Below are 12,400 nucleotides of genomic sequence, written 5' to 3'. Positions count from 1 at the left end.
TCGTCCTGAGCCAGGATCAAACTCTCCAAAGAATTTGATATAGCTCTTGAAAATGACGAAGCTTGCGCTTCATTCAAAAATTGTAAAACATTTTTGCCTCATCGTTCAGTTTTCAAAGACCAAATGTTGTCGTGTTAGCGACTTTTTAATAATAGCGATTTGACTATTTAAAGTCAACCGTTTTTTATTATTTTTTAAATTCGCTTTCTGTTGTTCGTGTGTGAACAGCAGCGACGTTTATTAATATATCAGCGCCCCCCTTTTTCGTCAACTGTTTTTCTAAAAAAACTTTATAATTTATTTCACGCTCTTTACCGCACGAGAGAACGTCTCAAACAAACAAGCCCAGACCATGGTCTGGGCTTGTGCTAATTCGCTGTCACGATGATTTAGATGACACACGTTTCTTCGTTTTGACCTTGCCCGCCGTCGACGGTTTAACGTTTTCTGCTTGAGCAGGCGCTTGGAAGCGGTGCAGCATCAAGACTTGATACGCGTTGGCAAACACAAGCGTCGCTAAAGCCGGCCACAAGAGGGCAATTTCATCCGTCGCCTGAAGAGCTGGAATCCATTCGATTAATGTGATGACGATCATCAAGAAGAGCGTCGGGATGAACGCACTCGCGTTCGTCTGTTTCGCCTTACTCGTCGCAATCACCCAAGATACCAGCACCAAGACGACCATCTCCCCGATATAACGCCACATATGATCGTTGCCGAACGCGAGCATGCGAAGATATACCGCATCAAACAATGCGAAGGCAATCAATAGCACTTGCACGCGATTCCATAACCTTGGTCCTCGGAACAAGTCCAAGCCGACCCGGTGGACAATCAAGTACGCAAAGAACCCCATCATGCTAATCCCCGTCCACGTACTCGAGTAGCTAAGCGCCGTGACGATGGCTTCCCAAGATTGACTCACTAAATAGCCTGGATTGGCCAGTAAGTTCATGACAAACCCAAACAACGTCCCGAAGACGAGCGTCGTCCAAAACAACCTTAAAAATCCTTGTACCTTCATTTGTGAACCATTACCCTTCTATCTGTTGAATGACCGCTTGTGCCAATCCATCGTATGTTTTCTCAAACGGATGCCCGTCCCGATAAACCGACGGGGCAAAATCTTCTTCGTTTTCGTATGGCTGACCGAGCGGGATTTGCGCGAGCAACTTGCTCTTCAGTGCCTCAGACAACTTTTCGCCTCCACCGTAACCGAAGACATACTCTTTCTCTCCCGTTACTTTACTTTCGAAGTACGCCATGTTCTCAATGATGCCGAGCACTTTATGGTTCGTCTTAATCGCCATTGCCCCAGCCCGTGCGGCAACGAACGCGGCCGTTGCGTGCGGTGTTGTGACAATCAACTCTTGGCACGCCGGGAGCATTGAATGGATATCGAGGGCGACATCACCTGTTCCTGGCGGTAAATCGAGGAGCAAGTAATCCAAGTCGCCCCACTCGACATCATTGAAGAAGTTATTGAGCATCTTCCCGAGCATCGGTCCACGCCAGATGACCGGCGCGTTATCTTCGACGAAGAAGCCCATCGAGATGACTTTTACACCGAACCGCTCGACCGGAATGATTTTCTCTCCGCGCACGACTGGACGCTCTTCAATGCCAAGCATATCGGGCACACTGAATCCGTAGATATCCGCATCAATCAATCCGACCTTCTTCCCAGCCCGTGCGAGCGCGACGGCCAAGTTGACCGATACCGTCGATTTCCCGACGCCACCTTTTCCTGACGCAATCGCGATAAACGTCGTGCCTGCGTTCTCACGAAGAATCGCTGGTTTCGTCGCTTCTTTCAAGCTCTCGTCATTGAGCGCCTCGAAACGAAGGCCGACCGTCTTGAAGCCTTTCCCTTTCAATAGCGTGACGATCTCTTGTTGAAGTTGGAGCTGTTCCCCGCTCCCGGTCTGACCGAGCGCGACTTTCACACTGACATAATCTTCTTTAATGCGAATATCCTTCACGCCAGCTGTATCTCCAAGCGTACGGTTGATTGTTGGATCGATCAACCCCGCCAATTCTTCACGAACTTGTTCTACTGTAAGCATGTGGTTTCCCCCTAATTTCTGTCTCGCTAACAGTATATCAAAAAAAGCGTTTTCTTGAGGGAACGGAATGCAACAATTTCATGCGCAACAAAAAAACTCTCCGCCCCAATGGACAGAGAGTTTGAACCAAATTGTTCGAAGATTAACGCTTCGAGAATTGTGGTGCGCGACGTGCAGCTTTAAGACCGTATTTTTTACGTTCTTTCATGCGAGCGTCACGAGTCAAGAAGCCTTTTTCTTTGAGGCTTGGACGGAATTCTGGGTCCGCTTGAAGAAGCGCACGTGATACGCCGTGGCGAATCGCTCCAGCTTGTCCTGTGAATCCACCACCGTTAACGTTAACGATTACATCGTATTTACCTTCTGTTTCAGTCAATACGAGTGGTGATTTTGCCATCATGATCAAAGTCTCATGACCGAAGTATTCTGAAATATCACGGCCATTTACAACAACTTTGCCGTCACCTGCAACGAGGTGAACGCGAGCCACCGAGTGTTTGCGGCGGCCTGTTCCGTAGTAACGTACATCTGCCATCGTTTAGTTCCTCCCTGTGTCCCGATTAACCGCGAAGTTCGTAAACTTCTGGTTTTTGTGCTGCGTGGTTGTGCTCAGCTCCAGCGTAAACGTGGAGTTTGTTGAATGATTGACGACCAAGTGATCCTTTTGGAAGCATCCCTTTGATTGCGAGTTCAAGCATACGCTCTGGACGTTTTGCGAGAAGCTCTTTTGCAGTTTGTGATTTCAAACCGCCTGGATGACCTGAATGACGGTAGTAAATCTTGTCGTTCAATTTGTTACCAGTCAAGTGGATTTTCTCAGCGTTGATGATGATGACGTGGTCTCCGCAATCAACGTGTGGTGTGAAAGTCGGCTTGTGCTTACCGCGAAGAAGTGATGCTACTTCACTAGTCAAACGACCAAGTGTTTTGCCTTCTGCGTCGATAAGGAGCCATTTGCGTTCTACTTCAGATGCTTTTGCCATGAATGTCGTGCGCATGTGGAATACCTCCTAAAATGTCTGTTTACTTAGTTTTTGTAGTACTTGGTTGATGCTTTATCATAATCCTAGTTTACGGGGCTAAGATTGTGGTTCATCTCTCAATGTGAAAATGAAATGCCAATGAATATAATACGATTTTATAGGGGGAATGTCAATCTACTTTTTCATAATTCACATTCCATAAATATAGACCGTGCGGTGGGGCCGTAATCCCAGCGCTACGCCGGTCTTTCGAAGCCAACATTCGACTCACATCGGCCGGCTCATATTTCCCTCGTCCTACTTCAAGCAACGTGCCCACCATAATCCGAACTTGGTTATAGAGAAAGCCGGATCCGACGAATCGGAAGTACATCTCATCACCTGCTTCGACGAGCTCCGCTTCATAGATGGTCCGGATACGGTCCTCCACTTCCGCCTTCGTCACCGAGAAGGACGTGAAGTCGTGAGTCCCGACCAACAGACGCAACGCCTGGCGCATCCGCTCATGATCGAGCGTATACGTCACCGTCACGGCATGATGGCGTCGGAACGGGTCAGCGTTGGAACGGAAGAAATAGCGATATTCTTTCCGTTTCGCCCCATACCGTGCATGAAACGACGCATCGGCTTCTTCGGCCGCTCGGACGTGGATATCATCCGGTAACATCGCATTTAATGCTTTGACGAACCGATCGGCCGGCATCGAGAGGTGTGTATCGAAGTGCAAGACCTGTCCTCTCGCGTGGACCCGGGCATCCGTACGACCAGAGGCCACGACTTTCACGGCTCGGCTATGCATCCGTGTCAAGACGGCCTCCACTTCAGCTTGTATCGTATTCCCATTCGGTTGTACCTGATAGCCCGCATAGTTCGTCCCGTCATACGCTACCGTCAGTTTGATTCGCTTCATCATCCAATCCCTCGCAATCCGATTAGAATGAGCGTCACGATGACAAAGACGAGGAGCAACGCCGTATCACGACGGTGCCACGTCATCTCACGCAATCGCGTCCGCCCTTCACCCCCACGGTACCCTCGAGCTTCCATCGCCGTAGCGAGGTCCTCAGCGCGTTTAAACGCAGATACGAATAAAGGGATCATGAGCGGGACGACTGCTTTGAGGCGATCCTTGATCGGACCGCTCTTCAAATCGACTCCTCGTGCCTGTTGTGCCTTCATGATGCGATCGGTCTCGTCAGCCAATGTCGGTAAAAACCGGAGCGAGATAGACAACATAAGCGCAATCTCATGCGCCGGCACTTTAAAACGTTCGAGCGGGCGCAGTCCGGCCTCAATCGAGTCGGTCAGTTCCATTGGTGTCGTCGTCAGCGTCACGAGCGTCGTCAGCATGACGAGATAGAAGAACCGGAGCGAGACGATTAAGCCCATGCGGACACCTTCCGAATAGATTGCGAACGGTCCGAAGGAAATCAACTCGGTTCCCTCGCGATTAAAGAACAACTGCAGCAACAGCGTAAAGATGATGAGGAATAGAATCATCTTCAGTCCGTTCCATAAGTACCGCCACGACAGTTGCGACAATCTCACGGCAAACAACGTGAAGCCGAGCAAGAATACGTTCGTCCATAAGTTATCCGCCAAAAAGACGATGGGAATGAAAGCGAGGATAAACAGCGTCTTGGCTCGCGCATCGAGTGTGTGGAGCCAAGAGTGTCCGGGAATGTACTGTCCGATAATCAAGTCGCTCTCCCCCTTCCTAGCTCGAGCGCAATCCAATCCGCTAATTCGTTCTCGGTTCGAAGCGACGGTGTGGCAACCCCAAACACAGGGGCGAGTTCATTGGCGAAACGAAGCACGTGCGGGATCTCGAGCTGGAGCGCCTCGACGAGTGCCTCGTCTTTGAATAAGTCGAACGGATCGCCATCAAAGGCGACCTCGCCTTGTGCCATGACGACGACACGTTCCGCATAGGCCAACACGTCATCCATATCGTGCGAGACGAGAATGAGCGTCAAATCAAGTTCTTGTTTTAATCGTTTGAATAACGCAAGCATCTCGCGACGACCGAGCGGATCGAGCCCTGCTGTCGGTTCATCCACGACGAGAACGTCCGGACGGCTGGCGAGTACTCCGGCGATGGCGACACGGCGCATCTGTCCGCCTGATAGATCGAACGGCGAACGGCTCCATAGCGCTTCATCGAGCCCGACAAGGCGCAAGGCAACGTGGGCCCGTTCTTTCGCTTCGTCTTCAGACGCCCCGAAGTTACGTGGACCGAACATGACGTCGCGTTCGACCGTCTCTTCAAATAATTGATGTTCCGGATATTGAAAGACGAGCCCAACGCGGCGCCGAAGCGGGAGTAAGCTTTGTTTTTTATCGCGACGCTTCGTAATCGCACGGACTTCGATATCATCGACGACGACACGACCTTTCGTCGGCCGCAACAGGCCGTTCATATGTTGAACGAGCGTTGATTTCCCAGAGCCGGTATGGCCAAGAAACGCAACAAGCGCCCCCGACGGAATCATGACATTCACATCGCGCAGCGCGGTTCGTTCAAACGGAGTATTCAATTGATATTGGTAAGTCACTTCTTCAATGCTAATCGGCATAGATGGTTCACCAACTCCGAATGTTGTAGCATCAGACGATCGAGTGGTATGCCCCGTTCCTTCAGTTCGAGTTGCATCCGGACAATAAACGGTACATCGAGCTGAATGGCTCGTAACGCCTCCGGATTTTGAAACACGTCTTCGGGTGTGCCGGTCATCGCAATCTTGCCTTTCGACAATGCAATGATACGGTCGGCAAACAACACTTCGTCGAGCTCGTGGGTAATGGCGACAACGGTCATCCCTTCTGAGACGAGCTGTTGTACCGTTTCAATCACCTCTTGCCGCCCAATCGGGTCAAGCATCGAGGTAGCTTCATCGAGCACGAGGACATGCGGGCGCATTGCGAGAGCCGAAGCAATCGCAACACGCTGCTTTTGTCCACCGGATAACTGATGCGGTTCACGGTCCGCTAGTTCCGATAATCCAACGCGCGCTAGACTGTCATCAATTCGACGAACCATTTCTTGACGTGGAAGTCCCATGTTTTCGAGAGAGAATGCCACATCATCGCGCACGGTCGCCCCGACAAACTGGTTGTCGGGATTTTGGAAGACGACACCGATCCGTTTCCGAACGTCCCACACGTCTGTGGCGTCCGTTGGATCGAGTGCCTCAACCCGGACTTCTCCTTCCTGAGGAAGCAAAAGCCCATTCCACAACTTTGTCAAAGTCGACTTGCCAGAACCGTTATGGCCAACGATTGCGAGCCATTCCCCTTTGTATACGTCGAGTGACAACCCATTGAGGGCTGGCTCGGTCTGTCCCGGGTAACGAAACACGATATCGCGTACCATAATTTGAGATTCCATCTGACGACTCCTTTCCGATGTGGAAACAGGGCAATACGTCACCGCATGCCCTGTTGACTGCCTAATGAATTAGACGAGTTCGATGATTACGACTTCCGCACCGTCACCGCGGCGTGGGCCGACTTTCATGATGCGTGTGTATCCACCTTGACGTTCAGCGTAGCGTGGTGCCACGTCTTCGAACAATTTTTGGATTGCGTCTTTTTCTCCAGCGTTCTCTTTGCGAACGAATGAAGCTACTTGACGACGGGCATGAAGATCGCCACGTTTCCCAAGAGTGATCAATTTTTCAACGACTGGGCGAAGTTCTTTCGCTTTTTGTTCAGTTGTTTGAATGCGCTCGTTGATAATAAGGTCAGTTGCAAGATCACGTAAAAGTGCCTTACGTTGCGAGCTTGTACGGCCGAGTTTCGAATAAGCCATTACATTTCCCTCCTTCGTTTGAACTTAGTCTTCTTTACGCAAGCCCAAACCGAGTTCGTCCAACTTGAGTTGAACTTCTTCGAGTGATTTACGTCCGAGGTTACGAACTTTCATCATCTCTTCCTCAGATTTGTTTGCGAGTTCTTGAACCGTGTTGATGCCAGCGCGCTTCAAGCAGTTGTACGAACGAACTGAGAGATCGAGTTCTTCAATCGTCATTTCGAGTACTTTTTCTTTTTGGTCTTCTTCTTTCTCGACCATAATTTCTGCATTGAGAGCTTCGTCAGTCAAGCCAACAAAGATGTTCAAGTGTTCTGTCAAAATTTTCGCCCCGAGCGATACCGCTTCTTCCGGACGGATTGAACCATCTGTCCACACGTCTAATAGAAGCTTATCGAAGCTAGCATCTTGACCGACACGTGTTTTATCTACTTCGTAGTTCACGCGTTGAATCGGTGTGTAGATCGAATCGATTGGAATTACGCCAATCGGCATATCATCACGTTTGTTATCTTCTGCCTGGACGTAACCACGGCCACGGCGAGCAGTCAAACGCATGCGAAGCGTCGCATTGTCAGCGAGAGTCGCGATGTGGAGCTCAGGATTCAAGATTTCAACGTCGCTATCATGGGTAATGTCTGCCGCAGTGACAGCACCGGCACTTGAAACATTAATCTCAAGCGTTTTCTCTTCGTCCGAGTACACTTTGAGAGCCAACTTCTTGAGGTTTAATACGATTTGCGTGACGTCTTCGACGACTCCATCAATCGTAGAGAACTCATGAAGTACGCCATCGATTTGAACCGCTGTTACCGCTGCACCAGGGAGCGATGACAAAAGAATCCGACGTAGTGAGTTGCCGAGAGTCGTGCCATATCCACGTTCAAGCGGTTCCACCACGAATTTACCAAACGTAGCATCCTCGCTGATTTCGACCGTTTCGATCTTTGGTTTTTCAATCTCGATCATCTGAACCCCTCCTTGAGTGTATCCTGCCATGCAGCGCGAGCTGCATTGTATATGCTGTTTGTGCTAGGTAAGCCCTTCACACGCACAAGCGATTATACGCGGCGACGTTTTGGAGGGCGGCAACCGTTGTGCGGAACTGGTGTTACGTCACGGATTGCAGTTACTTCAAGACCAGTAGCTTGGAGGGCACGGATAGCCGCTTCACGTCCAGCACCAGGACCTTTAACGTTAACTTCTACTGTACGCATACCGTTGTCCATTGCAACTTTCGCTGCAGTTTCAGCAGCCAATTGTGCTGCGAACGGAGTCGATTTACGTGATCCTTTAAATCCAAGGTTACCAGAAGTAGCCCATGAGATCGCGTTACCTTGCGTGTCAGTAATTGTAATGATTGTGTTGTTGAAAGTAGAACGGATGTGTACCACACCGACTTCAACATGTTTTTTGACTTTACGTTTTGAACGTACATTTTGCTTACGTTTCGCCATTGTTCAATTCCCTCCTTTACTTCTTCTTGTTCGCTACTGTACGGCGTGGGCCTTTACGAGTACGCGAGTTGTTCTTCGTGTTTTGTCCGCGAACAGGGAGACTACGACGGTGACGAACACCGCGATAAGCGCCGATCTCGATCAAACGTTTGATGTTGAGTGAAACTTCACGACGAAGGTCACCTTCAACTTTAATTCCGTCAATTGCTTCACGGATACGGTTGATTTCGTCTTCTGTCAAATCACGTGTGCGTGTTTCTTCAGATACGTTTGCAGTCTTCAAAATTTCTTGTGCTCTTGTTTTACCAATACCAAAGATGTATGTGAGCGAAATAACGATACGTTTTTCGCGTGGAATATCTACACCAGCAATACGTGCCATGTGTGCACCTCCTCTTAGATTAACCTTGTTTTTGTTTGTGTTTCGGGTTTTCGCAAATTACCATTACTTTACCCTTACGACGAATAACTTTACATTTTTCGCAGATCGGTTTTACCGACGGTCTTACTTTCATGATTATACCCTCCTCCTGGAAAAATCGGAGTTACTTGTAACGGTACGTAATCCGCCCGCGAGTCAAGTCGTACGGAGACAACTCGACAGTTACGCGGTCACCTGGAAGGATTCGAATATAGTGCATCCGAATTTTCCCTGAGACGTGCGCGAGCACCGTGTGGCCGTTTTCTAACTCCACTTTAAACATTGCGTTTGGAAGTGGTTCGACAACAGTGCCTTCCACTTCAATGACATCTTGTTTCGCCATCATTTATTCCCCTTTCTATATGAAGATATTTAGGAGCACAGACGATCTATCGCATTGTACTGTGAGAGAAGGATCCGTTACGGATCAGCACGAAGCAATAGAGCCTCATTCACCGGAATCGAGTTTCGTTAAAATCTCGTATCCATCGTCTGTGATGGCGATGGTGTGCTCAAAGTGGGCGCACATGCTACCGTCCACTGTCACAACTGTCCAGTTGTCAGCCAGTGTTCGAACATAGCGTTGACCAGCGTTCACCATTGGTTCAATGGCTAACGTCATTCCAGTCTTCAGGCGCGGCCCTTTCCCCGGTGGACCATAGTGCGGAATTTGCGGTTCTTCATGCAAATTTTGTCCGACACCATGACCGACGTATTCGCGGACGACAGAGAAATCATGAGATTCCACATACGCTTGAATCGCATGCGAAATGTCTGTCAGACGCTGCCCAGCCTTAGCGTGCTCCAATCCTTTATACAGACTTTCTTCAGTTACGTCAAGTAACTGCTGTGTCTCTGCTGAGATTGTTCCCACTGGATACGTCCAAGCGGAATCTCCATGGTATCCGTTATAGTAGGCACCGATGTCGATTGAGATGATATCTCCATCGTTCAATACCCGCTTTCCGGGAATCCCATGAACAAGCTCTTCGTTCACTGAAGCACAAACGCTACCGGTAAACCCGTTGTAGCCTTTGAACGACGGTGTCGCACCTTGGCTGCGAATGTATTCTTCCGCGATCCGGTCGAGTTCAAGCGTCGTAATACCTGGTTTGATATGCTCTTGGAGCACCTGGTGTGTTCGAGCAACAATTTGCCCAGCCTCACGCATAATCGCTATTTCACGAGGCGTCTTCGTGATGATCATTCAGTACCACCGAGTAACGCTTTGACATCGGCGTATACGACATCGATTGGACGATCTCCATCCAATGTACGAAGATACCCTTTTTCAGCGTAAAAGTCAATGAGTGGTTTCGATTGCTCGATGTTGACGTCAAGGCGACGGCGGACCGTTTCCTCTTTATCGTCTTCACGTTGCATGAGAGCCGACCCATCCACATCACAGATGCCTTCCACTTTAGGTGGGTTGAAGATCACGTGATATGTCGCACCACACGTCGGGCAGATCCAACGACCTGTCAAACGCGGGACGAGAATTTCCGCATCCACATCGATATTCACGACATGGTCAATCTGTTTTCCCAAATCTTTAAGCAAACTTTCGAGTGCCTCTGCTTGAGCAACAGTACGCGGGAATCCATCGAGCAGGAAGCCGTTTTTCGTATCATCTTGACTCAAGCGTTCGCGTACGATTCCGATTGTTACCTCATCCGGTACGAGTTCGCCTTTATCCATGAACGATTTTGCTTCTTTGCCGAGTGGCGTTCCGCCTTTGATTGCCGCACGAAACATGTCGCCTGTCGAAATGTGTGGGATTTGGTACTCTTCGACGATTTTAGCCGCTTGAGTCCCTTTCCCTGCACCCGGTAAGCCCATGAGTACTAGATTCATCTCAGTTAGCCTCCAGTTTTGATTTTCACAACACGTCGTAAACACGACAGGAAGGAAGGGTGTACCCTTCCTTCCGCTTTAACGGATAAAGCCTTTGTAGTGTCGTTTTACGAGTTGACTTTCGATTTGTTTCATCGTTTCGAGGGCTACCCCGATCACGATCAACAAGCTCGTTCCTCCGATTTGCACCGAAGTTGGGAGACCGGCAAGCTTAATGAAGATTGTCGGCATGATCGCGACGAGCGATAGGAAAATCGCTCCGAAGAATGTCAAACGATAGAGCAACTTCGTGATGTACTGTTCTGTTTGCGCCCCAGGACGAATCCCAGGAATATAGCCACCTTGCTTCTGCAGGTTTTCTGCCATCTGTTCAGGGTTGACCTGAATGAATGTATAGAAGTAAGCGAACGCGATGATGAGCGCTACGTAGATCGACATTCCGATTGGAGCTGTCGTATCGAAGTAAGTCTGCAACTTCTGCGTCGTTTCCGGAGAAGCAATGAAGCTTGCAACAGTTGGTGGTGTCACCATGAAGGAAATCGCGAAGATAACCGGGATGACACCGGCAGCGTTTAGTTTGATTGGCAAGTGCGTCGACTGACCGCCCACTGGGGTACGGTTCGCCGTGCGTTTTGCGTATTGAATCGGAATTTTGCGAGCAGCCTGTTGAACATAAATGATCCCCATGGTCACCGCAAGGATAACGAGCAATAGCACAACCAAGTAAACGATGTTAATGAATAACGCATCTCCAGCATTTTGGAGCTTCGTTTCATAAATCTGCGTGAAGATTCTTGGGAACCCAGCGACGATACCGGCGAAGATAATGATGGAAATACCATTCCCAACACCTTTCTCCGTCGTCATCTCACCAAGGAACATCAAGAACGCCGTACCGGCAGTCAGTACGATCGCGATCACGAAATAGGTTGCCGTGCCCCACGTCTCGTTGACGAGACCTGGATAGAGGCGGTTAAATCCAAACGACAATGATGTCGCTTGAATAAACCCTAAGATGATCGTCCCATAGCGCGTGACCGTCGCTAGCTTTTTACGTCCAGACTCACCTTGTTTTGCCCATTCGGCAAACTTCGGAACGACGTCCATTTGTAAGAGCTGCACAACGATCGATGCCGTAATATACGGCATGATCCCCATTGCGAACAGGGAGAAGTTCTGTAAAGCATTTCCTCCAAACAAGTTCAAGAAGTCGAGAAGACCTCCTGAGTCAAAACGCAACACATCCGTATTCACCATCGGCACCGGGATATGGGCCCCGATGCGGAAAATGATGATGATTGCGAGTGTGAAGAGAATACGCTGTCGAATATCTTTCACGCGCCACATATTGGAGATCGTCTGAAACATCAGATCACCTCAACTGAACCGCCAGCTGCTTCGATCGCTTCTTTCGCTGCACCCGAGAATTTGTTGGCTTTAACAGTCAATTTTGTTTCAAGCTTGCCGTTAGCAAGTACTTTGATTCCGTCTTTAGCAGAGCTGACAACACCAGTCTCGATTAAGAGTTCTGGAGTAACTTCAGTACCTGCTTCGAAACGGTTAAGCGTGTCTAGGGAAACAACTGCATACTCTTTACGAGTAGGGTTGTTGAAACCGCGTTTTGGAAGACGACGGTAAAGTGGGTTTTGCCCACCTTCAAATCCTGGACGAACGCCACCGCCCGAACGAGCTTTTTGACCTTTATGTCCACGGCCAGAAGTTTTACCGTTACCAGTCGCCATACCGCGACCGACACGGTTGCGTTCGTGACGCGAACCTGGAGTTGGCTTCAATTCATGGAGTTTCAT

General features: G+C 49.4%; 18 protein-coding genes. All 18 read right to left on the bottom strand.

What is annotated here, in order from left to right; genetic code table 11:
- Positions 1 to 379: 379 nt before the first annotated feature.
- Positions 380 to 1,000 carry a KinB-signaling pathway activation protein gene (locus KNP83_RS14525; protein WP_251139411.1) on the bottom strand — a complete coding sequence of 207 codons (621 nt, stop codon included), beginning with the start codon at positions 998 to 1,000 and terminating at the stop codon, positions 380 to 382.
- Positions 1,001 to 1,034: 34 nt separating this feature from the next.
- Positions 1,035 to 2,066, bottom strand: coding sequence for an Mrp/NBP35 family ATP-binding protein (locus KNP83_RS14520; protein ID WP_021066632.1), 1,032 nt, complete (start codon positions 2,064 to 2,066; stop codon positions 1,035 to 1,037).
- A gap of 142 nt (positions 2,067 to 2,208) precedes the next feature.
- The gene (gene rpsI / locus KNP83_RS14515) at positions 2,209 to 2,601 is read right to left on the bottom strand and encodes a 30S ribosomal protein S9 (protein WP_021066631.1); all 393 of its coding nucleotides are present in this window, start codon (positions 2,599 to 2,601) and stop codon (positions 2,209 to 2,211) included.
- A 25-nt stretch (positions 2,602 to 2,626) separates the two neighbouring features.
- On the bottom strand, positions 2,627 to 3,064 hold the full coding sequence (rplM, locus tag KNP83_RS14510; RefSeq protein WP_021066630.1) for a 50S ribosomal protein L13: 438 nt from the start codon (positions 3,062 to 3,064) through the stop codon (positions 2,627 to 2,629).
- Between the two features lie 154 nt (positions 3,065 to 3,218).
- Positions 3,219 to 3,962 carry a tRNA pseudouridine(38-40) synthase TruA gene (gene truA, locus KNP83_RS14505; RefSeq protein WP_214763064.1) on the bottom strand — a complete coding sequence of 248 codons (744 nt, stop codon included), beginning with the start codon at positions 3,960 to 3,962 and terminating at the stop codon, positions 3,219 to 3,221.
- Positions 3,959 to 4,750 (bottom strand): energy-coupling factor transporter transmembrane component T family protein, encoded by a 792-nt coding sequence (locus KNP83_RS14500; protein WP_214763063.1) that lies wholly within the window; start codon positions 4,748 to 4,750, stop codon positions 3,959 to 3,961. The genes truA and KNP83_RS14500 overlap by 4 nt, the downstream gene beginning before the upstream one ends.
- Complete coding sequence (locus tag KNP83_RS14495; RefSeq protein WP_214763062.1) at positions 4,747 to 5,625, bottom strand: energy-coupling factor transporter ATPase; 879 nt, start codon at positions 5,623 to 5,625, stop codon at positions 4,747 to 4,749. The genes KNP83_RS14500 and KNP83_RS14495 overlap by 4 nt, the downstream gene beginning before the upstream one ends.
- Positions 5,601 to 6,437, bottom strand: coding sequence for an energy-coupling factor transporter ATPase (locus tag KNP83_RS14490; RefSeq protein WP_214763061.1), 837 nt, complete (start codon positions 6,435 to 6,437; stop codon positions 5,601 to 5,603). The genes KNP83_RS14495 and KNP83_RS14490 overlap by 25 nt, the downstream gene beginning before the upstream one ends.
- A 69-nt stretch (positions 6,438 to 6,506) precedes the next feature.
- Positions 6,507 to 6,860, bottom strand: a complete 354-nt coding sequence (gene rplQ, locus KNP83_RS14485; protein WP_012727650.1) for a 50S ribosomal protein L17 — start codon at positions 6,858 to 6,860, stop codon at positions 6,507 to 6,509.
- 24 nt (positions 6,861 to 6,884) lie between these two features.
- Entirely contained in the window at positions 6,885 to 7,829 is a 945-nt protein-coding gene (locus tag KNP83_RS14480) for a DNA-directed RNA polymerase subunit alpha (RefSeq protein ID WP_021066625.1), read from the bottom strand.
- 92 nt (positions 7,830 to 7,921) lie between these two features.
- Entirely contained in the window at positions 7,922 to 8,317 is a 396-nt protein-coding gene (rpsK, locus tag KNP83_RS14475) for a 30S ribosomal protein S11 (protein ID WP_021066624.1), read from the bottom strand.
- A gap of 16 nt (positions 8,318 to 8,333) precedes the next feature.
- Positions 8,334 to 8,699: a 30S ribosomal protein S13 gene (gene rpsM / locus KNP83_RS14470; RefSeq protein ID WP_214763060.1), complete on the bottom strand. Its 366-nt coding sequence runs from the start codon at positions 8,697 to 8,699 to the stop codon at positions 8,334 to 8,336.
- Positions 8,700 to 8,718: 19 nt separating this feature from the next.
- A complete protein-coding gene (gene rpmJ, locus KNP83_RS14465) occupies positions 8,719 to 8,832 on the bottom strand; it encodes a 50S ribosomal protein L36 (RefSeq protein WP_003156543.1) in 114 nt (37 codons plus the stop codon).
- Positions 8,833 to 8,862: 30 nt separating this feature from the next.
- A complete protein-coding gene (infA, locus tag KNP83_RS14460; RefSeq protein WP_021066622.1) occupies positions 8,863 to 9,081 on the bottom strand; it encodes a translation initiation factor IF-1 in 219 nt (72 codons plus the stop codon).
- A 105-nt stretch (positions 9,082 to 9,186) separates the two neighbouring features.
- The gene (gene map / locus KNP83_RS14455; protein ID WP_214763059.1) at positions 9,187 to 9,945 is read right to left on the bottom strand and encodes a type I methionyl aminopeptidase; all 759 of its coding nucleotides are present in this window, start codon (positions 9,943 to 9,945) and stop codon (positions 9,187 to 9,189) included.
- On the bottom strand, positions 9,942 to 10,592 hold the full coding sequence (locus KNP83_RS14450; protein ID WP_029594431.1) for an adenylate kinase: 651 nt from the start codon (positions 10,590 to 10,592) through the stop codon (positions 9,942 to 9,944). Before KNP83_RS14450 ends, map begins: the two co-directional genes overlap by 4 nt.
- Positions 10,593 to 10,670: 78 nt before the next feature.
- The gene (secY, locus tag KNP83_RS14445; RefSeq protein WP_021066619.1) at positions 10,671 to 11,960 is read right to left on the bottom strand and encodes a preprotein translocase subunit SecY; all 1,290 of its coding nucleotides are present in this window, start codon (positions 11,958 to 11,960) and stop codon (positions 10,671 to 10,673) included.
- Positions 11,960 to 12,400 (bottom strand): 50S ribosomal protein L15, encoded by a 441-nt coding sequence (gene rplO, locus KNP83_RS14440; protein ID WP_021066618.1) that lies wholly within the window; start codon positions 12,398 to 12,400, stop codon positions 11,960 to 11,962. Before rplO ends, secY begins: the two co-directional genes overlap by 1 nt.

This window comes from Exiguobacterium sp. s146 (assembly GCF_018618415.1).
Lineage (GTDB): Bacteria > Bacillota > Bacilli > Exiguobacteriales > Exiguobacteriaceae > Exiguobacterium.
Note: the sequence above shows the minus strand (reverse complement) of the source record. Positions and strands in the feature narration are given on the sequence as shown.